A 21,832-nucleotide genomic window follows, 5' to 3' on the forward strand; every position below is an offset into this window, starting at 1 on the left:
ATCGAGGACGAGCGGTGGCGGAGACCACCAGATGGAGAGCGTGACCGGTAATGGCCCAGCAGCCGCCCCTCCTCCGCGATGTCATCGACATCAAAGAGAACATCTCCACCTCGGACTTCGTGCTGTCGCTCGCCGAGGCGACGACACCCGAAGGCGCTCAGAACGCGCTCAAGGACTACGTCGTCACCGAGCGGCTGCTGGAGAACTTCGACGAGGCGCTGGCGCTCATCAAGTCCTCGCTCGACGGGCACCGCTCCAAGGCGGCCTACCTGCACGGCTCGTTCGGTTCCGGTAAGTCGCACTTCATGGCCGTGCTCTACGCGCTGCTCAGCGGCGATCAGGCCGCCCGTGCCCGTACCGAGTTCGACCCTGTGCTGACCAAGCACGAGTGGCTGACCACGGACGGCAAGAGGTTCCTGCTCGTGCCGTACCACATGCTCGGCGCGAAGGCCCTCGAACAGCGGGTGCTCGGCGGGTACGTCACGCACGTCAAGAAGCTGCACCCGGACGCGCCGACCCCGCAGGTGTACCGGACCGACTCCCTCTTCGCCGACATCCGCGCCAACCGTGCCACCTATGGTGACGAGGCTGTCATCCGCGGCCTGGGCGGCGGCGACGCGGGCGACGGCGAGACGGACGAGTGGGGTGAGGGCTTCGCCTGGACCCCGCAGCTCCTCGACACCGCCCTCGCCGCCGAGGAGAACCACGAGGGCGGCACCCCGCTCAACCTCCGTAACCCCTCCACCCCCGCCGAACTGCGCGCCAAGCTGGTCAACGACGCCAGCACGAACCTCTTCCCCGGCTTCGCCAAGAACGCCGCCGAGAACGAGCACGGCTTCATCTCCCTGGACGCCGGTCTGTCCGTCATCGCCGAGCACGCCAAGTCGCTCGGCTACGACGGCCTGATCCTGTTCCTGGACGAGCTGATCCTCTGGCTCGCGACCCTCATCCACGAGCAGAAGTTCGTGGCCCGCGAGGCCAGCAAGATCACGAACTTCGTGGAGGGCGGCGACGCCCGACGCGCCATCCCCGTCGTGTCGTTCATCGCCCGCCAGCGCGACCTGCGTGAACTCGTCGGCGAAGAGGTGTCCGGCGCGGCGGAGGCCTCCATCCAGGACACCCTGAACCTGGCCTCCGGCCGGTTCGACAAGATCACCCTGGAGGACCGCAACCTCCCGCAGATCGCTCACGCGCGCATCCTCAAGCCGAAGGACGCCGAGGCGGAACGGCTCATCGACGCGGCCTTCGAGCAGACCAAGCGGGTCGGCACGCAGGTCTGGGACACCCTCCTCGGTTCGGAGAAGGGCACGACCGGCGCGGACGCGGAGTCGTTCCGGCTGACGTACCCGTTCTCGCCGGCGTTCATGGACACCCTTGTCCACATCTCGTCCGCGCTGCAGCGTTCCCGTACCGGTCTGAAGCTGATGGGCGAACTCCTCGCCGACCACCGGGGCGAGATCCGGCTCGGGCAGCTCATCCCCGTCGGCGACCTCTACCCGGTGATCGCCAAGGGCGGCGACAAGCCGTTCACCGACAGCCTGAAGGTCGTCTTCGAGGCCGCCGACAAGCTCTACAGGACCAAGCTTCGGCCCTACCTCCTCAGCTCGTACGACATCACCGAGGACGACGTCGAGCAGTACGTCAACCGGCCCGAGGCCATCACCGACCCGCAGCGCCTCAACCGCTGCCGCATGTTCGTCGGCGACAACCGCCTCGTGTGCACCCTGCTGCTGTCGGCGCTCGCGCCCAGCGTGCCCTCCTTGGCGGAGCTGACCGTCCGGCGGCTCGGCGCGCTCAATCACGGGTCGGTCCTCGCGCCCATCCCGGGCGCCGAGGTCGGCATCATCAAGAGCAAGGTCGCCGAGTGGGCGGCCCGGTTCCCCGAGATCAAGGAGACCGGCACCGACGCCAACCCCGGCGTACGGCTGGAGCTGTCCGGCGTCGACGTGGACTCCGTCATCGCCAACGCCCAGGTCAACGACAACCCCGGCAACCGGGTCGCCCTCGCCCGGCGTCTGCTGTCCGAGGAACTGGGTGTCGAGCACGGGCAGTTGAGCGACCAGCTCGGCTTCAGCTGGCGCGGTACCTCCCGCACCGCCGAGATCGTGTTCGGCAACGTCGCCGACGAGGACGAGCTGCCCGACCACGACCTGATGCCGCAGGAGGACGGCCGCTGGCGTATCGCCATAGACCTCCCCTTCGACGAGGGCGAGTGGGGGCCGGTCGAGGACGTCAACCGCATCCAGCGGCTGCGCGAGCGCCAGCAGGGCGAGCGGTCCCGTATCGTCGCCTGGCTGCCCGCCCACCTGTCCGCGCAGCGCTTCGCCGACTTCCGGCGTCTCGTCGTCATCGACAAGGCCCTCGCCGACGAGCACCGCTTCGACACCCAGTACGCCGGCCACCTCAACGCCGACAACCGCAGCCGCGCCAAGGGCCTCCTCGAAACCCAGCGCGAGGCTCTGCTCAAGCAGGTCAAGGGCGCCTTCAAGCAGGCGTACGGGCTGGCCCAGAAGCAGGCAGCCGACGTCGTCCCCGACTTCGACGACCACCTCGTCCCGCTGCCCGACGTCGACGGCCTCACCCTGTCCTTCGGGCAGAGCCTGCACGACGGCATCCGGCATGTCGCGGGCAAGCTGCTCGCCCACCAGTACCCGGCGCACCCCGACCTCGACCCCGACGCCACCGGCACCGCCGTCAAGTCGATCGACACCAAGAAGGTGTTCACCCACGTCCGGTCCGCCGCGGAAGCGCGTGACGGGCGGGTGGAGGTCCCGGCCACCGACCGCAAGCTCATGCAGCGGATCGCGGGACCCCTGCGCCTCGGGCAGCAGAAGGAGGCGTACTTCGAGCTGTCCCGCTACTGGGCCGACCACTTCCGCCAGCTCGCCAGCGCCCAAGGGGTCACCGGGGACCTGTCCCTGATCACCCTCACCGACTGGACGGACAAGCCCGACCCGCGCGGTCTGCCCGACTTCCTCGCCCGGCTCGTCGTCGCCTCCTTCGCCGAGATGGACGACCGGGTGTGGGTGCGCGGCGGCACCGTACTGGACCCCGCGCCCGAACTGTCCGCGATCAAGGACCATGACGCGCTGCGCAGCCAGCCGCTGCCCGCCGACTCCGACTGGGACACGGCACGGCAGCGCTTCGAGACGATCTTCGGGCAGAAGGCTCCCGCCCTGCGGCGCGGCCGGATGGTCAACCAGTTCGCCCGCCAGATCATCGAGGCTGCCCGCGCCCACCGGGACCACGCTGCGGACCTGGTGCACCAGCTGGAGGCCCACGCCTCCTTCCTCGGCCTCGACCAGACCGCCGACACCGGACGACTCGCCCTCGCCCGCCGCTCCCTGCAACTGCTGGACGCGCTCACGGCGGAGGCCGGCAAGGGCGCGGCCGGGGCGAAGAAGACCGTGGAGGCCCTCGCCTCCTTCGACCTGGGCGAGACCAGCGCCGACCGGTACGGCACCTCCATCAAGCAGGCCCGCGGCGTCGCGGAGGCCGTCGCCTCCGCGCCCTGGAGCACCCTCGAACTCGCGGCCGGACTCGGCCCCGAGGGCGCGGCACTGCTCGACTCGCTGCGCAACGTGGCCCGCGACGACCAGCGCACCGCGGACCTGCGCGACGCCCTGGCCCGCACCCAGCGCGAGGTCGTCGCCCTGGTGAAGCGCAGCCAGGCCGCCGCCACCCCGCCGCCCGCGCCCGTCGCGCCGCAGCCCACGGCCGACGACCTGTCCCTGAATACACCGACCAGCGACCCGCGCATCCCCTACGCCCCTCAGGAGAGCCCCACACCGGCTTCCTCCGGCGGCTCCGCGCGAACGGCCGGTGGCCGCCGTACGACCGTGGCACGCGCCGCCGCCGACCTCCAGGCGGAACTGTCCGAACTGGCCGCCCGCCACCCCGACGCGACCATCGAGATCACCTGGAAGGTCGTCGAATGACGGACACCGTCGCCGCCGTCCCGGGCGCCGTCCGGCTGAACACCGCGACCGTCACCCAGTACCTGTCCTCGCAGTCCTCCCTCGCCGCCTCCCTCACCGGAGACGGCGGGGGCAGGCGCCGGGTCGTGCTGCTGCGGTCCGCGCCCCAGTGGGACGGGCCCGCCGAACCCGGCTGGGGCGAGGGCCGGACGGCCGGCGTCGCGGTGGCGCCCTCTCCGCTCGCCGTCCACGAACTCGTCCTCGACCACCTGACGGGCCGACGCCCCGGCCCCGCCGTCCTGGTCGTCCTCACCGACCGCGAGCAGAACGAACTCGACCCGGCGATCACCGCACGCGTCCACAAACAGCGCATCGACATGGTCGACAGCTGGGACGTCGTGCGGGAGGCGTTCGGCGCGCGGCAGATCGACCCGCGCCTGAAGGACGTCAACTGGGCCGCCGAAGCCCTGCTCGACGCCACCCCGCCCGGCGGCTGGCCGCCGGTGCCCGGCGGCTGGCTGTCCCGGCAGTACGCCCTCACCGCGCTCGCCCAGCGACGCCTGCGCCTCGGCCGTTACGACATCGAGGGCGGCACGCGGCGCCCGGGCGAGGACCGGCTCGACGCGCAGACCCTGCTGCACTGGTCGACCCGGCCCGGAGCCCCCGAGCGCCTGCCGGGCCTGCGGGGTCCCGAGCGCGCCGGGATGACCGCCTTCCTCGGCGAGGAGGACCAGGCCGGTCTCGCCGGACGCGCCCTGCTCGCTCTCGTCGACGCCGAGCGCGGCGCGGACGCCGCCGCCTTCGGCCTCGTGTGCGAGGCCCTGTGGCAGCACGCCGAGCCCGCCCCCGAGACGTATCAGGCCCGGGGCCGTGCCGAACGCTACTTCGGCGATCAGCCCCCGGCCGTCGGCGAACAACTCGACGCTCTGGTGGGCGTCTTCGGCCGGTCCGCCGAGGAGTACGTGAGCGCGCTGCTGACGGCCGGCCACCGGGGCGGCGGCGTCGACGCCGACCAGGCCCGCGAGGCGCGCCGCACCAGCGGCATCGTGCTCGACCGAGCCGCCGTTCTGGCCCGCCAGTTCGGCGCGGAGGCGGCTGTCGCGACGAGCCCCGTCCTGCGCGGCGGACTGGAGGCCCGGTTCACCGCCGTCGGCCAGGCCCTCGCGGCGGGCGACGCGGCCGCGGTCACGGAGACCGTCCGACTGCTCGCGGACCACCGGCTCGCCGCCGACCCGGAGGAGTCCGCCCGCATCGAACGCGCCCGCATGGGGCAGCGCCTCGCCCTCTGGCTGGCCACCGACCCGTCCGCCGACGCCCCCACCGTCGCCGACGCCATACAGCGGCACATCGCCGAGACCGGCTGGGCCGACCTCGCCCTGGAGCACATCGAGGCCGGCGGCGACCCGGACCCCGTCCTCAAGGCCGCCTACGACACGCTCGGCACGCGCGTCAGGGACCGGCGGCGGCAGATCGACGCGTCCTTCGCGCGCTCGCTGGCCGGCTGGACACAGGACGGCACCCGGCCCGGCGGCATGCTCACCGTCGAGACCTTCCTCGACCGGGTGGTCGGACCCGTCGTCCGGCGCGGGGAGGAGCGGCGGGTGCTGCTGCTCGTGCTCGACGGCATGAGCGCGCCCATAGCGAACGAACTCGGCGAGGAACTGCGCCGCTCCTGGGCGGAGTTCGACCCGCTGGCCGATGACACCCCGCGTCGGCGGGCGATGGCCGCCGCCCTCCCCACCGTGACGGCCGTGTCCCGGACATCGCTCTTCGCGGGCACCCTGATGAAGGGCACCCAGGCCGACGAGAAGAGGATCTTCCCCGCGCTGAAGCTGTGGAGCGGGGCACCAGCCGCCGTCTTCCACAAGGACGACCTGCGTACCGAGACAGCGGGCGACACCTTCGGCCCGGCCCTCACAGAAGCGCTCACCGACGGCAGGACTCACGTCGCCGTCGTCCTCAACGCCATCGACGACCGCCTCGCCAAGGAACAGAAGCTCGGTGACGGAGCCTGGCGGGTCGGCGACGTACCCGGCCTGCGCGATCTGCTCCGGGTGGCGGCGGCCCAGGGCATGGCGGTCATCGTCACCAGCGACCACGGCCACGTCGTCGACCGGCACGGAACGAAGGCCGACGCGGCCACCGAGCCCGCGTCCGCGCGCCATCGCCTGCCCGGCGGCCCGCTCGGCGAACGGGAGATCGCCCTGTCCGGGCCGCGTGTGGTCTGGCCCGAGCCCGGCGCGTCCATCGTCGCGCTCTGGGACGCGGACTCCCGCTACACCGCCCTCAAGGCCGGCTACCACGGCGGGGCCTCCCTCGCCGAGTTCACCATCCCGGTGCTCGCCTTCCTGCCGTTCGGGGCGGAACCGCCCAAGGGGTGGCGAGAGTTGGGAGACCAGCGGCCACCCTGGTGGGCTTCGAAGGAGACGGGCAGGCCGGTGTCGGGCGAGCGTTCGGCTCAGCCGGCCGGCGCGGCTCCGAAGAAAGGGGCGGCGAAACCCCGGAAGAAGCAACCCGAGCCCGGGACGCTGCCCGACGCGCTCTTCGACGTGGCGCTCACCGCCGGAGGAGACGACGCCCTGCTCACGCCGGTCGTCGTCTCCCGGACCGAGGCGCTCGTCACGGCGCTGCTCGACTCGGAGACGTATCAGGTCCAGCTCGAGGGTCTGGCCCGCAAGCCGCAGCAGGAGCAGGTCCACAAGGCCCTCGCCGCCCTGCTCGACGCGGGTGGCACATTGCCCGTGACCGCGCTCGCCCAGCGGGCGGGCATGCCCACCGCCCGGGGCGACGGCTTCGCCGCCGTCCTGAGGCAGCTCCTCAACTACGACGGCGTACAGGTGCTGGAGACCTTGCCGGACGGGCGCACGCTACGGCTCCACGAGGCGCTGCTGCGTGAGCAGTTCGCCCTCTGAGCAGGTTGACAGTGTTCGGGGTGCCTCTGGCGTTCGCGGCGAGGCACCCCGGAGCTGTATCTGGTGGCGTCCTGGGCCGAGCGGTGGGCTGCGAGGTGCTGGACGTCTGCGGCCCCACCACGCGGCACCCCTCTCCTGGTACTTCCACCCACCGCCTCAGGCTACGAACGCGCGCAGCAGCTTCGCGAAGGTGGTCAGCTCGTCGAGCAGCTCCTGCGGAAGCGGCTTTTCGTCGAAGTGGGCGATCCGGTTGCGGATGTCCTTCACTCGTTCCAGGCGGCCGATGAACTGTTCCCTGGGCATGTTGGGCCACTTCAGGGCTTCCCAGTTGGCATCGGCGCGTTGGGCCAGCGATGTCTTCGTCTGGTCGCCGTCAAGGAGTCTCAGATAGTCGCCGAACATGAGGTCGGAGACCTGGCCGGTGCGGTGCTCGGCCTTCTTGTTCGTCTGAACGGCTTTGATGGTCTCCTCGTCCAGTGCCGCGCCCAGGCAACGGCGCAGCAGGGACTCGATCTCCCCCACGATGAAGAAGGGCCTTGCCGCGCCCTCGAAACGATCCGTGACGTCGGCGGCGGTGACCACACCCGAGAGGCAGCCGTCGTCGCCGCGGACCAGGACGTAACCGTGTTCGCGGATGACCGGCAGGGCTGAGAAGAACTCCTGGCGGGTGTCGGCGACCGGAAGGGAGTCCTTCTCCATCGCGTTGTCCAGCGTCGGCTGCTTGCCCGCCTCGTACATCTTGGCGACAGACCCCCAGGTGACCACCCCGTGGATCTGCGCCATGCCGGTGGTCACCGGGACCTGCGCGAGGCCCTTCGTGCGCATCAGGAATGTGGTCTGCGCCAGGGGTGTCCCGGGACCGACGGACACCAGCCCGCGCCGTGCCGACGGGATGTCCCCGAGCAGCAGACGCTGTGGAAGGGCGGCCGAGGGCAGGGCCTCCTCCGTCTCGTCCTCTTCCGCGTCGGCGGGGGCGGCCTGTGCCGGAATGGACGCGAGCGGCACCACGTCGACGTTGCTGCGCAGGCCGCAGACAGCGAAGTCCGGCAGTGTCGTCAGCCCGGCGTCCGTGAGCGCCTGCGAGATGCGGTGCACCGTCCGGTGATCGCGGACTCTGACCTGGAACAGGTCGAGGATGTCCTGCACGGGCACGGTGCTGCCCTTGAGCGCGGCGAGGTCGTGCCCGTTCGGTGCGGTCGTCATCGGGCGTCGCCCTCCGCGAGGTCACGGAGCATCGTCCTCTTGCCCATGGCGGCGTGTACGAGGTCCTGCAACTGCTTGGAGCGGTCGTTGTAGAACCGTTCGTAGTCGTTGTCGCGGAGTGCTTCCGCATCGATGAGGTGGGTGGCGAGCACATCGTCGAACCACTCGGGGCGCATGTCGGAGGCGGCGACCATCGTGGACAGGTAGGACGCCGGCGCCCCGGTCATGTCCATCGCCGCGCGGTAGGACAGAGGGGTCTTGTTCACGATGGAGTTCGTCGGCAGGTCCTGGCTGTTGCCCCGCCGGAACCAGGTCTTGGGGAAGATCTGCCGGACGTCCACGCTGTACTCGTCCAGCCTGCCGGGCTTGAGCGGGCTGTCCGTGTAGTGCCAGTCCACCGCCCCCTGCTTGACCAGCAGGGCGTAGATGCCCTTGTAGGCGGCGCTGTTGCGGGTGGTGAGGCTGTCGAGGCGGTCGGCGAAGAAGAACGCGTCCGTGACGGTGTCGGGCGCTCGGTCGTCCTGCGCGATCCAAGGGACCAGCTGCTCGACGTCACGGGTGAAGCGGGTCTCGGTGGAGCCGCCGTACATCTCGCCAAGGACTCCGCACCAGTACCACTGCTCGGTCTTCTCCTCCGCTCCCAGGCCGTCCAGCGCCGTGTCGAGGATGGCACGGACGGCCGCGAGCGGTACGAGCTGCGTCTTGTACGGCAGGTCGCTCGGGCGGACGATGCATTGCCGTTCCAGGAAGTCGCCCACCCAGACGAAGGCTTCCGCGAGTTTCGGCGCCAGCCGGACGAAGTCGGCCAGCGGGAGGTCGAGCAGATCCCGGCGCTTGCACGACACCGTCGCCCCCGTGCCCGACTGCTTCCGCTCCCAGGTGCGTACCAGGGCGATGGCCTGCAGGAAGTCGATGCTGCTCAGCCCGTTCTCGATGCCGCCGTCCAGTCGGCCGAAGACCGGGTACTTGGCCGCGAGGCCCTGCTTGATCTCCCGCCACACTTCGGGGAGCTGGTAGTAGTCCCCGGTCCGGTCCACGTACTCGCGGTCCCCGGCGTACGTCGCGGTGAGCAGTTCGAAGACGTTCAGAGGTACGCCGCCCGTGTTGACCCGCTCGAACACCGCGCACACGGCGTCCATGGAGGTGGTGGCGGCCAGCCGGATCATCGGGACCTGGAAAGCGCGGATCTGCTGGAGGACCAACTCGTCGAACTGCCCCCACAAGTTCCAGTTCCGGTCCTCGTCCGCCTTGACGTACGACATCATCCACTGGTTCACACGCTGGGCGTCGAAGACGAGATGCAGAGGGAAGACACCAGCCGCGCACTCGTTCTCCGTGGTGCTCAGATCCAGCACCACTGTGCGGTTGAAGTCGGTACGGAGCACCTTGTCCGCCGGGACGGACAGGATGGCCTCGTCGCGGTCCGCGGGCGGCCCGACTGCCTTCGCGATGTCGACGTAGTACCACCGCTCGATGGGCTTGTTGCGGGCGTCCGCGGTCTCCACCGGGGCGTCCAGCCACAGGGCCTGGAAGAGGGAGGTGAGACGCTGCTGCCCGTCGAGCAGGAGGAGGTCCGCGGCCGGATCCCCGTCCGGGTGTGCTCCGGTGAGCGTCCGGGAGCGGAAACGGGTGGCGCCGCCGGTCTGCAGCGTCATCACCACGCCGAGCGGATAGTCCAGCGTCACCGTCGCGATGATCGCGCGGATTCGGTCGTCGTCCCACTTCCAGTTCCGCTGGAAGTCGGGCAACTGTAAGGAGCCCGACGCCACGTCCGCGAGTACGTCCTTCAGTTTCACATTGTCGAGTGCCGCCACGTTCGTCCTACTCCCACCCTGGTGTATGTACGGAGAGTGATTCCAGCAGCGTCTCCGGGTGACCGTCAACCGATTCAACGAAGTGGGGGCTCGCCACGGTGCCGCGGGTAGCGCGGACCGACCGACGGCCGCCTTTCGGTCCCCGTACGGCACACCCGTACGGGGACCGACCGACGGCCGCCTTTCGGTCCCCGTACGGGTGTGCCCGGGGAAATGGAAGACTGGTTCCTGTGAGCACCACCGGATCCCAGCGCCCCGCACAGGTGAGCGCAGCCCGCCGCCGTACCGTCATCGACGCGTTGCGGCGCGGTGCCGTGCCTGACAGCGGACTCGACCTGCTGGCCACCGGACTCGACCGGTTCGAAGCGGCCCTGGACGCGGAATTGGACGCCGTGGCGTCCGGAAGCTCCGTGTTCAAGGCCGTGCGGGGTGAGTACGGGTCCGGCAAGACGTTCTTCACCCGGTGGCTGGGGGAGCGGGCCAAGCGTCGTAACTTCGCTGTGGCCGAGATCCAGGTCTCGGAGAACGAGACCCCGCTGCACCGGCTGGAGACGGTCTACCGGCGGCTCACCGAACGGCTCACCACATCCAGTTTCCCGCCCAGCGCGCTGCGGCCCGTGATCGATGCCTGGTTCTACGCCCTGGAGGAGGACGCCCTCGCGGCCGGCGCGACCGAGGACGAGCTTCCGGGCGAGGTGGAGAAATTGCTTGCCGCGCGGCTCGCCGAGGTCTCCCGGCACGCTCCGTCCTTCGCCACCGCTCTGCGCGGCTACCGGGCCGCCCTCGCCGAGGGGGACGAGGCGACCGCCGCGGCCGTCCTGGCTTGGCTCGGCGGTCAGCCGCACGTCGCGGCCTCCGCCCGCCGGACCGCCGGGGTACGCGGCGACCTCGACCACTTCGGCGCCCTCGGATTCCTACAGGGGCTCCTCACCGTGCTGCGCGACTCCGGGCACACAGGGCTGTTCGTCGTCCTCGACGAGGTGGAGACGCTGCAGCGGGTCCGGTCGGACGCCCGCGACAAGGCACTCAACGCGCTGCGGCAGCTCATCGACGAGGTCCACTCGGGCCGCTTCCCCGGCCTCTACCTGATCATCACGGGCACCCCGGCCTTCTACGACGGTCAGCAGGGCGTGCAGCGTCTGGCTCCCCTCGCCCAGAGGCTGGCCACCGACTTCACCACCGACCCGCGCTTCGACAACCCTCGCGCCGTGCAGATCAGGCTTCCCGGCTTCAACCAGGATTCCTTGGTCGGACTCGGCCTCACCATCCGTGACCTGTACGCCGATGCCGCAGAAATGCCCGAGCGCGTGAGGAAGGTCGTCGACGACGCGTATGTCGCCGACCTCGCGGTGGCCGTCGGGGGGGCGTTGGGTGGGAAGGTCGGGGTGGCCCCCCGGCTGTTCCTGAAGAAACTCGTCGGGGACGTGCTCGACCGCGTGGACCAGTTCGACGACTTCGACCCCCGGCAGCACTACCGGCTCACCGTCGCCGGCAGCGAACTCACCGATGTCGAGCGGAACCTGGCCGCCACGGTCTCCGGAAACTCTGCGTCGGCCGATGACATCGACCTGGAGCTGTGATGGCGGACGCGGGACTCCCGACCGGGAGGGAACCGGGTGACGAGGATGCCGACGTTCTGGACCGACTCGACGCCGTCGTCCTGCACCACATCGTCAACACCCTCGGCTGGCCCGATCTGCGTCCACTGCAGCGTGCGGCGATCACGCCGCTCATGGAGGGACAGGACGCCGTACTGCTGGCTCCGACGGCGGGGGGCAAGACCGAGGCGGCCTGCTTCCCCCTGCTGTCGGCGATGACCGAGCAGAAGTGGACCGGCACATCCGTGCTGTATCTGTGCCCGCTCAAGGCACTCCTCAACAACCTGGTCGGCCGCGTTGATGGGTACGCCCAGTGGCTGGGGCGACGGGCCGCGCTCTGGCACGGTGACACCAAGGAATCGCAACGGCAGCGCATCCGGGCCGAGGCGCCGGACATCCTGCTGACCACGCCCGAGTCGCTCGAAGCGATGCTGATCGGCGTCAAGACCGACCACGCCCGCCTGTTGGGGAGTGTGCGGGCTGTCGTCATCGACGAAGTGCACGCGTTCGCAGGGGATGACCGGGGATGGCACCTGCTCGCCGTGCTCGAACGGTTGGAGCGGGTCACCGGACGGCCGATCCAGCGCGTCGGGCTCTCGGCGACCGTCGGCAACCCGGCCGAGTTGCTGCACTGGCTGCAAGGAGCCGGCATCCGCAGCCGCACCGGTCAGGTGGTCGCCCCTGGAGTGCACCTGCCGGACACAGACGGCAGCGGACACGGCGGCAAAGCGAGTCCCGAGCCGTCCAGCAGGCCCGCGGGCGAAGTGGAACTCGACTACGTCGGCTCCCTCGACAACGCCGCCAAACTCATCGCGGCGCTGCACAGGGGAGAGAAGCGGCTCGTCTTCTGCGACTCGCGCCGCCAGGTCGAGGAGTTGGGCGCGGCGCTCCGCGCACGCGAGGTGACTGTCTTCCTGTCCCACGCCTCGCTGTCCGTCGATGAACGCACCCGCTCCGAGCAGGCTTTCGCGGAGGCACGGGACTGCGTCATCGTCTCCACGTCAACCCTCGAGCTCGGCATTGACGTCGGTGACCTCGACCGCGTCATCCAGATCGACTCACCGGCCTCCGTCGCCTCGTTCCTGCAGCGCATCGGTCGCACCGGCCGCCGTCCCGGGACTGTGCGGAATTGTTTGTTCCTCACCACCCGTAAGGACACACTGCTGCAGGCGGCGGGCCTGTTGCTGCTGTGGTCGCGGGGCTGGGTGGAACCGGTCGTCCCCCCACCAGAGCCCCGTCACCTGGTGGCCCAGCAACTGCTTGCCGTCACCCTGCAACAGCACAAGCTCGGCGACCAGTTGTGGGACCGGCAGTGGAACGGCCTCGTTCCTTTCGACAAGTCGGCTGCTCCTATCCTGCGCTTCCTCACCGAGGAGGGCTTCCTCGACAGCGACGGGGGGATGCTGTTCGTCGGCCCCGAGGCGGAACGCCGCTTCGGCAAAAGGCACTTCATCGAACTCACCGCCTCCTTCACCGCACCTCCGCAGTTCACCGTCCTGTCCGGACGCACCGAGATCGGCCGCACCGACCCGAGCGTGCTCACGGAGGAACGCCCCGGCCCCCGGCGGTTGCTGCTCGGTGGACGCAGTTGGCAGGTCACGTACATCGACTGGCTGCGCAAGCGCGTCTTCGTCGAACCGGCCGACGGCGGCGGAATCGCCAAGTGGATGAACGGCGGCGTCGCGGGACTGTCGTACGCCCTGACGCGTGCCATGCGCGAGGTGCTGCTGGGCGCGGCCCCGCCCGTCTCCCTCACCCGGCGTGCGGAGGCGTGCCTGGCCGAACAGCGCGAAACCGACGCGCCTGACACCGTCCACCCCGGCGGCACGTTGATCACGCGCGTCGGCTCCGACGTCCGTTGGTGGACCTGGGCCGGCTACCGTGCCAACGCCACCCTGGCGGCCACCCTCCAGTCGGTCACCGACCCCCTGCAACGGCCTACCGACAGCTGGCTGCGCCTGCGCGAGGATCTCACCCCGGACGCCTGGCGAGTGGCCCGCGAGAACGTCGGCGAGAACCTCGTCCTGCCTGACGTGGACCGCCGGGCCGTACGCGGCCTGAAGTTCTCGGCCGCCCTCCCGGAACGTATCGCCGTGGCCACGGTGGCGGCCCGCCTGGCCGACTTCGAGGGCGCCCGCTCGGTGCTCGGCGAGCTGGCGCGCTTTCAGTACCACGGCTGAATCGGACAAGTCGCCAAGGACGCTTCAAACGGACGCCAGGTGTTTCACCCGCCCCAACTGCTCCGTTACCTCGAGTACCCGAAGCCCGGGTACGTCGTCGACTGGATCGACCTGCCGGCGGTCTCGGGACGGGGGCCGGTGTCGCTGGGTGTGGCTCTTCTTCTCCCCTTTCGCCTGTATTCCTGCGGAACACTCCACCGCGTGAGTCGTGGTTCCCTACAGGTCGTCCAAGGTCTCGCCCGCTCGTTGGGAGCGGTCGCGGCCGATGACCTGCCTTCGTTTCCACTCGCGGCGGATCTCGGCTTCCAGTCGTGAGTCGGTGCGGGACGCGATGTACTCGTTCTCGCGCAGGAGCTTGCGGTAACTGTGGAGCCTGCGTTCGGAGAGTCCGCCGTCGGCCATCGCGGAGAGCACCGCGCAGCCGGGCTCCGCGTCGTGTGCGCAGTTGTGGAAGCGGCAGGAGCGGGCGAGTTCCTCGATCTCCGAGAACACCTGGGCGATGCCGCTCTCCGCGTCCCACAGGCCGACCCCGCGCAGTCCGGGGGTGTCGATGAGGACGCCACCGCCGGGAAGCGGCATCAGATCCCTGGTGGTGGTCGTGTGGCGGCCCTTGCCGTCCGAGTCCCGTGCGGCCTGGACCTGCTGGGCGTCCTCGCCGAGCAGTGCGTTGGCCAGGGTCGACTTGCCGGCGCCGGACTGGCCGAGCAGGACCGCCGTGCCGCCGGCGACGGTGCTGGCCAGCTCCTCGACGCCGGTGCCGTTCTCGGCGCTGACGGCCAGGACGCGGACGCCTGGCGCGGCCGCTTCGCAGTCGGCGACCAGGTATCCCAGCGAGACGGGGTCCTCGACGAGATCCGCCTTGGTCAGCGCCAGGAGCGGCTGCGCCCCGCACTCCCACGCCAGCGCCAGAAAGCGTTCCATGCGGGCCAGGTCGAGTTCGACCGCCATGGAGACGGCGATGACGACGAGGTCGATGTTGGCGGCGAGAACCTGCCCGTCGGACCGTTTGGAGGAGGTGGAGCGGACGAAGGCGGTACGGCGGGGTAGGAGGGCCAGTACGGCGGGAGGGTCGGCCTCGAGGTCCACCGCCGCCCAGTCGCCGGTGCAGACGGTGCGCAGTCTGCCGTCCGAGGGCTTCGCGAAGAGCGCCGTCGGCACGTACGGGTCGGAGCCATGCGAGGCCAGTGGACCGGTGACGGCCTGGACGGTTCGCGTGCCCCCTGCCGCGGTGGGGACGACGACCGAGCAGCGCCCCCGGTCGACGCGTACCACCCGCGCGGGGACCAGCCCGTCGGCGAGATGGGGTGTGAAGCCCTCGGCCACGTCCGCCGCCCAGCCGTAGCGGCTCAGCGGGTGTGTGTCCGTGTGACCAGTCATCAGAGCGACCCCTTCGAAGTGCCGTCCGGCAGGCGGTTGAGGCGTCGTCCTGAGCGGTTTCGCCTGGCCTCGGCCGCACCGCTGTCCGGCGCCTGCCTCCCGAGACTAACCGGCGGTCGGCGATACGCGTGCCTTTTCCGCGCCGGTGACAAGGCTGTTGACGACATGTCATGTCGGGACTGCGTACCGGCGTAAACGCTGCGTTGAATTCGTGTTCCGGTGCTGCACGCAGCGATGCGAGAGCGTCCTTCATTCGATGAGACGGCTCCACGTCACTTCGGCTACCCCCTGTGTTCTTTGCGCTGTTTTGGGGTGGCATGTTCGGTGGTTGTGATCGAACGGAGACAAAGGAAACGGGGTCTGCCGACAGGGGATGGCCGACAGTGGGGCGCCGTGTGCCGGTGAATCCGGGATTCGTCCTCGCGGGGGTGCTGATGCGTGTCCACGGAGGAAGTGACAGTGGCGGAGGGGGAATTCCATGCGGGGTTCGAGCCGTGTGAAGGTGAAGTGGTGTGCCGGAATGTTGGCCGTCGGACTCGCCGCGAGCGGGTGCGGAGCCGACAAGAGCGGTGACGGGGGTGACGGCCCGGCCGGCGGCACCTTCCGGTTCGGTCTCATCGAGCCCGCCACCATCGACCCGGCGCTGGCCGCCGAGACCCCGGGTCTGGTCTCCGCGGAGGTGCTCTTCACCGGGATGTACCGGGTGGGCCCGGAGGGGCAGATGGTGCCCAAGCTGGCCGAGTCCGCCACGCCGAACGCCGGTTGCACCCAGTGGACCTTCAAGATCAAGGGCGGCACGAAGTTCACGAACGGTGAGCCCGTGGACGCCGCGGCCTTCGTCCGCGGGTGGTCCCGGGCGGCCGGCAAGGCCATGGCCTCCGACGTCGCCTACCACCTCGGCGGCATCAAGGGATTCCAGGAACTCCAGGACGGGAAGACCACCGCCTTCAGCGGGCTCAAGGCGGTCGACGCGACCACACTCCAGGTCGATCTCACCGCGGGCGACTGCGAGTTCGACAAGAAGACCAGCCACACCGTGTTCAGCCCCATGCCCAAGGCGGCCGGGACCGGCCCGAACAAGAAGTTCCAAGAGGCCCCGATCGGCAACGGCCCGTTCAAGATGCAGGGCAAGTGGCAGCACAACAAGCTGATCACGCTGGTGCGCAACGACGACTACGGCCTGGAGAAGGCCAAGCTGGGCAAGGTCGAGATCTATCTGCTCAACCCCACCAGCATGTTCGACCTGGAGTACCAGGGTTTCCAGACGGGCCAGTTCGACTACGCGCACGTGCCGACGCCGCAACTGAAGACGGCCGAGGCCAAGTACAAGCCGCGGGGTGAGTGGATCCGCAAGGAGACCAACGGCATGAACTACCTGCTGCCGATCACCGACCGAGGCCCCCTGAAGAGCAAGGACGCCCGGCTGGCGATCTCGTACGCGATCGACCGTTCCCTCATCTCCAAGAGCGTCTACCAGGGCTTCCAGAAGCCGTCGAGTTCCCTCGTCCCGGCGGCACTCCCCACCTCCTACCAGCCGGGGATCTGTGCCTCCTGCCTCAAGCAGGACCCCGCGAAGGCCAAGGCGCACGCCAAGGCGGCGGGGCTGGAGCCGGGCGACCCGCTGAAGCTGACCTTCAACGCCGGCGCGGGCCACGAGGACTGGATCCAGGCGGCGGGCAAGCAGATCGAGGAGGTCCTCGGCCTGGACGTCGAGATCGAGGGCCTGCCGTCGAAGCAGGTCTTCGAGGGCGAACAGAGTCCGGACGCCACGGGCCTCTTCCGCTACTCCTGGGGCGCGGACTACCCGACGCCCGACTCCTACCTCTACCCACTGCTGGACTCCGCCTCGATCAACCGGGGAGCGGACGGTTCGGTGGTCGGTGACAACCGGGCCCGCTACAGCAACCCCGCCTTCGACGCGCTGATCGGCAAGGCCCGGGCCACCACCGACGAGAAGCAGCGCATCGCGATCTACAAGCAGGCCGAGAAGGTCGCGATGGACGACATGGCGCTCATCCCGACCTTCACCAGGACCGAGTACCGGGTGGTGCGGACCGACAGGTTCGACGGCCTCGACGACATCAACTTCGGGGAGACGCCGAACCTGGAGAACATCTCGCTCAAGAAGTGACCGGATCCGGGCGGCGCGACAGAGAGGTCCTTCGTGGGAAGGTATGTGGTCCGAAGGCTCGGGCAGTTGGTCGTGGTTCTGCTCGGCGCCACGGTCATCATGTTCACCTGTCTCTTCCTGGTTCCGGGAAACCCCGTCGGACCACTGGCGGGTGACGCGAAGGCGAGCGACCCGGTGGTGGCCTCCCAGTTGCGGGAGCAGTATCACCTGGACAAGCCGGTGTACGAGCAGTACGCCATCTACGTACGCAATCTGGCCACAGGCGACCTGGGCGAGGACTTCGTCCAGCGTCGCCCGGTGACCGAGATCCTCGGGCCGAAACTGGTCAACACCGGGGAACTGGCGTTGGCGGCGATCGTCATCGACGTCGTGCTGGGGATCTCCGTCGGAATGGTCGGCGCGCTGTTCAGATTCAGTGTCTGGGACATCCTGACGACCTTCTCCACCACGCTGGCCGTCGGCTTCCCCACGTTCGTCACGGGCTTTCTCCTGCAGAAGTTCTTCGTGGTGCAACTCGGCTGGTTCCCGCTCCTCAGCCAGGGGGATCTGCAGTCGCTGGTGCTGCCGGCGTTCAGCCTGGCGATCCTCGACGCCGCCCTGGTCGCCCGCCTGATGCGGGGCACCATGCTGGAGGTGCTCAGAGCGGACTACGTCAAGACCGCCATCGCCAAGGGGCTGCCGCGACGCACGGTGATCACCCAGCACGTGCTGCGCAACTCGGCGATCCCGGTCATCACCTACCTGGGCATCTCCTTCGGGCTGATGCTGGGCGGCGCGCTGATCACGGAGGCCATCTTCAACTGGGACGGCGTCGGACTCGCGCTGGTCTCCGGGGTCCAGGAGCAGAACAACCCGGTCGTCCTCGGCGTGGTCACGTACGGCGTCGCCGTGTTCGTCGTGCTCAACCTCGTCGTCGACTTGGTCTGCGCGGCCCTCGATCCGCGCATCCGATTCGAGTAGCCGGCCCTCGTAGTGACGGAAACGAGCTCATGACCGATCTGACCGATCTGACCAAGCGGCGGGGAGCCGGTGGCGTCGAGACACCCGCGCCGCCCGAGGCCCTGATCCCCGCCACCACGCAGTGGGGGGACGTGCGCTACCGGTTCCTCCAGAACAGACTCGCCGTGGTGGGGCTGGTGATCGTCACCCTGCTGGTGCTCGTCGCCGTGTTCGGCCCGTGGCTGGCCCCGCAGGACCCGTCCGCCCAGGACCTGATGAACACCCTGGCGGGCCCGTCGGCCCAGCACTGGATGGGCACCGACGCGCTCGGCCGCGACCTGTTCTCCCGGCTGGTCTCGGGGACCCGGATCGCGATGCTCGTCGGGTTCGCCGCCATGACACTCAGCTGTTTCCTGGGCATCGCGATGGGCGTGCTCGCCGGCTGCTTCGGCAGATGGGCGGACACTCTGATCATGCGGACCGCGGACATCTTCTTCGCCTTCCCGCTGCTCATCGGAGCCATCGCGATCATGCTGGTGGTGGGTCAGGGCATCACGCCCGTGATCATCTCGCTCGCCCTGTTCTCGTGGGCCACCATCGCCCGGCTGCTGCGCAGTTCTCTCCTCGTCACCCGCGAGATGGACTACGTGCACGCCGCCAGGGCGCTGGGCGCGAGCCGGGCGCGGATCATCCGGCGGCACATCCTGCCCAACTCCCTGACCGCGGTGCTGGTGTACGCCACGTTCAACGTCGGGACGGCGATCGTCGGCGTGGCATCGCTGTCGTTCCTCGGCATCGGGGTCGCGCCGGGAGTTCCGGAGTGGGGCAACATGCTGGCGTCCGGCCGCGGCTTCGTCGGGGTCAAGGACTACCTCTGGCTCTGCCCGGGCTTCGCCATCGTGCTGACCGTGCTGGGTTTCGTCTTCGTCGGAGACGGACTGCGCGACGCCCTCGACCCCAAGCTGCGCTGAGGAGAGGAGAACTCCGGTCATGACCATCCTGGAGAGCCCGGCCTCGGCCGGGGAGGCGCAGGAGGCGGCGCCCCTGCTGGAAATCCGCGATCTGCACGTCGAGTTCCGCACCCGCGACGGCGTGGCCAAGGCGGTCAACGGCGTCGACTACCGCGTGCACAGCGGCGAGACGCTGGCGGTGCTCGGCGAGTCGGGCTCCGGCAAGTCGGTCACCGCGCAGGCCGTGATGGGCATTCTCGATGCGCCGCCCGGCCGTATCACCCAGGGCCAGATCCTCTTCCGCGGCCGCGACCTGCTGACCATGACGGGTGAGGAGCGCCGCAGGCTCCGCGGCCGGAGGATCGCCATGATCTTCCAGGACGCGCTCTCCGCGCTCAACCCGGTGCTCAGCGTGGGCCACCAGCTCGGTGAGATGTTCCGGGTGCACCAGGGGCTGTCGAAGAAGGACGCCCGGGCCAGGGCGGTCGAGCTGATGGACCGGGTGCGGATCCCGGCGGCCGCCACGCGGGTCGGGGACTACCCGCACCAGTTCTCCGGCGGAATGCGCCAGCGGATCATGATCGCGATGGCCGTGGCCCTCGAACCGGATCTCGTCATCGCCGACGAGCCGACGACGGCCCTGGACGTCACCGTGCAAGCCCAGGTGATGGATCTGCTCGCCGAGTTGCGTCAGGAGTCCGGCATGGGGCTGATCCTGATCACGCACGACCTGGGGCTGGTCGCGGATGTCGCGGACCGGATCGCGGTGATGTATGGCGGCCGGATCGTGGAGAGCGCGCCCGTCCACGACATCTACCGGCGGCCCGCCCACCCGTACACCGAGGCCCTGCTGGAGTCGATTCCCCGGCTGGACCGCAAGGGCGACCGGCTCCGATCGATCGACGGTCTGCCGCCCAGCCTGCTGCGGATGCCCGCCGGGTGCGCCTTCCACCCGCGCTGTCACCGGGCGAGCGACCGGTGCCGCACCGACGTGCCGGCCCCGGCCCGGGTGGACGCGGAGCGGACGAGCGCCTGCCACTTCTGGAAGGAGACCTTCGGTGAGTGAGCTGCTCCAGGTACGGGACCTGGTCAAGTACTACCCGCTGACCCGCGGCGGCCTGCTCAGGAAGCGGATCGGGGCGGTGAGAGCGGTCGACGGGGTCTCCTTCGACCTGCGTCGGGGCGAGACCCTCGGCATCGTCGGCGAGTCGGGTTGCGGCAAGTCCACCGTCGCCAAGCTGCTGATGCGCCTCGAACAGCCCACCGCCGGGAAGGTGCTGTACAAGGGCGAGGACATCGCCCGGCTGTCCGGCAAGGCCCTCAAAGCGGTGCGCCGCAACATCCAGATGGTCTTCCAGGACCCGTACACCTCGCTCGACCCACGCATGACGGTCGGCGACATCATCGGCGAGCCGTACGAGATCCACCCCGAGGTGGCCCCCAAGGGCGACCGGCGCCGCAAGGTACGGGAACTCCTCGACGTGGTCGGTCTCAACCCCGAGTACGTCAACCGCTACCCGCACCAGTTCTCCGGCGGCCAGCGGCAGCGCATCGGCATCGCCCGCGGCCTCGCCCTCAACCCCGAGATCATCGTCTGTGACGAGCCCGTCTCGGCGCTCGACGTGTCGGTGCAGGCCCAGGTGGTGAACCTGATGGACAGGCTCCAGGCGGAGTTCGGGCTGTCGTACGTGTTCATCGCCCACGACCTGTCCGTGGTCCGGCACATCTCCGACCACGTCGGGGTGATGTACCTGGGGCGGATGGTGGAGACGGGTGATGTGACCCAGATCTACGAGCACCCCACCCATCCCTACACCCAGGCGCTGTTGTCCGCGGTCCCCGTGCCGGATCCGGAGGCCGGGCGGCGGCGCGAGCGGATCATCCTCACCGGCGACGTCCCCTCACCGGCGGATCCGCCCTCCGGCTGCCACTTCCGGACGCGATGCTGGAAGGCCGAGGACCGCTGCGCGGCCGAGGTGCCGTTGCTCGCGGTGCCGGCCCGGTTCGACGACGCGGCCGGGCCCGCGGCTCACCCGAGTGCCTGCCACTTCGCCGCGGAACGGAGAACGGGTGACGCGGACACAGCCGGTGACGGCGGGCGGCGTGCTGCTAGGACATCGACATCTGCATGAGGCCCGCACGGAAGGCGAAGGAGACGAGTTGAGCCCGGTCCCTCAGCTCCAGCTTGTTGCGCAGCCGGTAGACATGCGTCCGTACGGTCGCGTTGCCGATCGTCAGCTCGTCCGCGATCTCCTCGGTCGACATGCCCTTGGCGATGAGGACCAGGATCTCGCGTTCGCGCGGGGTCAGTGCCGTCAGGACCGGCTGCAAAAGCTCCTCGGGCTGGCTGTCCTGACGCCGGAACCAGTGCACGAGCCGCTGGGCCACCCGGGGCGCGAGCATCACCTGACCGCGAGCGGCGGCGTGCACGGCACTGCGGAGTTCCTCACGACTGACCTCCTTCACCAGAAGTCCACACGCGCCGGCATGAATGACGTCGGCCACGATGTCGGAGCCGTCGTTCATGGTGTAGACAACCACTCGCGGAGAAGGCTCGACAATTTCCTGATTGAGTCTCCGGATCATTTCTATTCCCGACAGACCCTTGAGTGAGAGTCCGGTAAGAACAACGTCCGGGCGATGTTTGCGGACCAGCATGATTGCGTGTATTCCGCTGTCGGTCGTGTCGACGACGTTGATGTCGCTCTCGCTGGAGAGCAGCGCGCGTAGACCGTCGCGCACCACAGGCAACTCGTCGCAGATCAGCACGTTGATGGTCATCCGTGAAAATCCCCCTTGAGGACACGCCGC

At 69.5% G+C, this 21,832-nt stretch carries 13 protein-coding genes; 9 read left to right on the top strand and 4 right to left on the bottom strand.

Going from position 1 to position 21,832, the window contains the following annotated elements; genetic code table 11:
- The first annotated feature begins 50 nt into the window (after positions 1-50).
- Both OHU34_RS29865 and pglZ read left to right on the top strand, forming a co-directional pair.
- Positions 51-3,938 carry a phage resistance protein gene (locus OHU34_RS29865; RefSeq protein WP_142263956.1) on the top strand — a complete coding sequence of 1,296 codons (3,888 nt, stop codon included), beginning with the start codon at positions 51-53 and terminating at the stop codon, positions 3,936-3,938.
- On the top strand, positions 3,935-6,829 hold the full coding sequence (gene pglZ, locus OHU34_RS29870) for a BREX-2 system phosphatase PglZ (RefSeq protein WP_405769192.1): 2,895 nt from the start codon (positions 3,935-3,937) through the stop codon (positions 6,827-6,829). The genes OHU34_RS29865 and pglZ overlap by 4 nt, the downstream gene beginning before the upstream one ends.
- Before the next feature lie 156 nt (positions 6,830-6,985).
- On the opposite strand, the gene OHU34_RS29875 is transcribed toward pglZ, so the two are convergent.
- Positions 6,986-8,032 carry a CBS domain-containing protein gene (locus OHU34_RS29875; RefSeq protein WP_142263954.1) on the bottom strand — a complete coding sequence of 349 codons (1,047 nt, stop codon included), beginning with the start codon at positions 8,030-8,032 and terminating at the stop codon, positions 6,986-6,988.
- Entirely contained in the window at positions 8,029-9,846 is a 1,818-nt protein-coding gene (locus tag OHU34_RS29880; RefSeq protein ID WP_142263953.1) for a DUF262 domain-containing protein, read from the bottom strand. Before OHU34_RS29880 ends, OHU34_RS29875 begins: the two co-directional genes overlap by 4 nt.
- 230 nt (positions 9,847-10,076) lie before the next feature.
- Here OHU34_RS29880 and brxD point away from each other — a divergent pair, with 230 nt between their 5' ends.
- Positions 10,077-11,426: a BREX system ATP-binding protein BrxD gene (gene brxD / locus OHU34_RS29885; protein ID WP_405769196.1), complete on the top strand. Its 1,350-nt coding sequence runs from the start codon at positions 10,077-10,079 to the stop codon at positions 11,424-11,426.
- The gene (locus tag OHU34_RS29890) at positions 11,426-13,624 is read left to right on the top strand and encodes a DEAD/DEAH box helicase (RefSeq protein WP_405769199.1); all 2,199 of its coding nucleotides are present in this window, start codon (positions 11,426-11,428) and stop codon (positions 13,622-13,624) included. The genes brxD and OHU34_RS29890 overlap by 1 nt, the downstream gene beginning before the upstream one ends.
- Positions 13,625-13,840: 216 nt before the next feature.
- On the opposite strand, the gene rsgA is transcribed toward OHU34_RS29890, so the two are convergent.
- Positions 13,841-15,001: a ribosome small subunit-dependent GTPase A gene (gene rsgA, locus OHU34_RS29895; protein ID WP_405769203.1), complete on the bottom strand. Its 1,161-nt coding sequence runs from the start codon at positions 14,999-15,001 to the stop codon at positions 13,841-13,843.
- A 520-nt stretch (positions 15,002-15,521) separates the two neighbouring features.
- Between rsgA and OHU34_RS29900 the strand changes: the two genes are divergently transcribed.
- Genes OHU34_RS29900 through OHU34_RS29920 form a run of 5 tightly spaced genes read left to right on the top strand, consistent with a single transcriptional unit; the run spans position 15,522 to position 21,153 of the window.
- On the top strand, positions 15,522-17,132 hold the full coding sequence (locus OHU34_RS29900) for an ABC transporter substrate-binding protein (RefSeq protein WP_230196002.1): 1,611 nt from the start codon (positions 15,522-15,524) through the stop codon (positions 17,130-17,132).
- Positions 17,133-17,165: 33 nt separating this feature from the next.
- Positions 17,166-18,092 carry an ABC transporter permease gene (locus OHU34_RS29905; RefSeq protein WP_230196003.1) on the top strand — a complete coding sequence of 309 codons (927 nt, stop codon included), beginning with the start codon at positions 17,166-17,168 and terminating at the stop codon, positions 18,090-18,092.
- 29 nt (positions 18,093-18,121) lie between these two features.
- A complete protein-coding gene (locus OHU34_RS29910; protein WP_142263948.1) occupies positions 18,122-19,042 on the top strand; it encodes an ABC transporter permease in 921 nt (306 codons plus the stop codon).
- Positions 19,043-19,061: 19 nt separating this feature from the next.
- Positions 19,062-20,087: an ABC transporter ATP-binding protein gene (locus OHU34_RS29915; RefSeq protein ID WP_405769208.1), complete on the top strand. Its 1,026-nt coding sequence runs from the start codon at positions 19,062-19,064 to the stop codon at positions 20,085-20,087.
- Positions 20,080-21,153, top strand: coding sequence for an ABC transporter ATP-binding protein (locus OHU34_RS29920; RefSeq protein WP_405769211.1), 1,074 nt, complete (start codon positions 20,080-20,082; stop codon positions 21,151-21,153). Before OHU34_RS29915 ends, OHU34_RS29920 begins: the two co-directional genes overlap by 8 nt.
- Here OHU34_RS29920 and OHU34_RS29925 read toward each other — a convergent pair.
- Positions 21,131-21,802, bottom strand: coding sequence for a response regulator transcription factor (locus OHU34_RS29925; RefSeq protein WP_142263945.1), 672 nt, complete (start codon positions 21,800-21,802; stop codon positions 21,131-21,133). The two genes, OHU34_RS29920 and OHU34_RS29925, sit on opposite strands and share 23 nt — an antisense overlap.
- Between the last annotated feature and the right edge of the window lie 30 nt (positions 21,803-21,832).

Origin of the sequence: Streptomyces sp. NBC_00080 (assembly GCF_045041255.1) — a bacterium.
GTDB lineage: Bacteria > Actinomycetota > Actinomycetes > Streptomycetales > Streptomycetaceae > Streptomyces > Streptomyces coriariae.

Coding starts and splice junctions, on each gene's coding strand:
- OHU34_RS29865 (WP_142263956.1), top strand. CDS start 51: ATGGCCCAGCAGCCGCCCCTCCTCCGCGATGTCATCGACATCAAAGAG.
- pglZ (WP_405769192.1), top strand. CDS start 3,935: ATGACGGACACCGTCGCCGCCGTCCCGGGCGCCGTCCGGCTGAACACC.
- OHU34_RS29875 (WP_142263954.1), bottom strand. CDS start 8,032: ATGACGACCGCACCGAACGGGCACGACCTCGCCGCGCTCAAGGGCAGC.
- OHU34_RS29890 (WP_405769199.1), top strand. CDS start 11,426: ATGGCGGACGCGGGACTCCCGACCGGGAGGGAACCGGGTGACGAGGAT.
- rsgA (WP_405769203.1), bottom strand. CDS start 15,001: ATGACTGGTCACACGGACACACACCCGCTGAGCCGCTACGGCTGGGCG.
- OHU34_RS29900 (WP_230196002.1), top strand. CDS start 15,522: ATGTTGGCCGTCGGACTCGCCGCGAGCGGGTGCGGAGCCGACAAGAGC.
- OHU34_RS29910 (WP_142263948.1), top strand. CDS start 18,122: ATGACCGATCTGACCGATCTGACCAAGCGGCGGGGAGCCGGTGGCGTC.
- OHU34_RS29915 (WP_405769208.1), top strand. CDS start 19,062: ATGACCATCCTGGAGAGCCCGGCCTCGGCCGGGGAGGCGCAGGAGGCG.
- OHU34_RS29925 (WP_142263945.1), bottom strand. CDS start 21,802: ATGACCATCAACGTGCTGATCTGCGACGAGTTGCCTGTGGTGCGCGAC.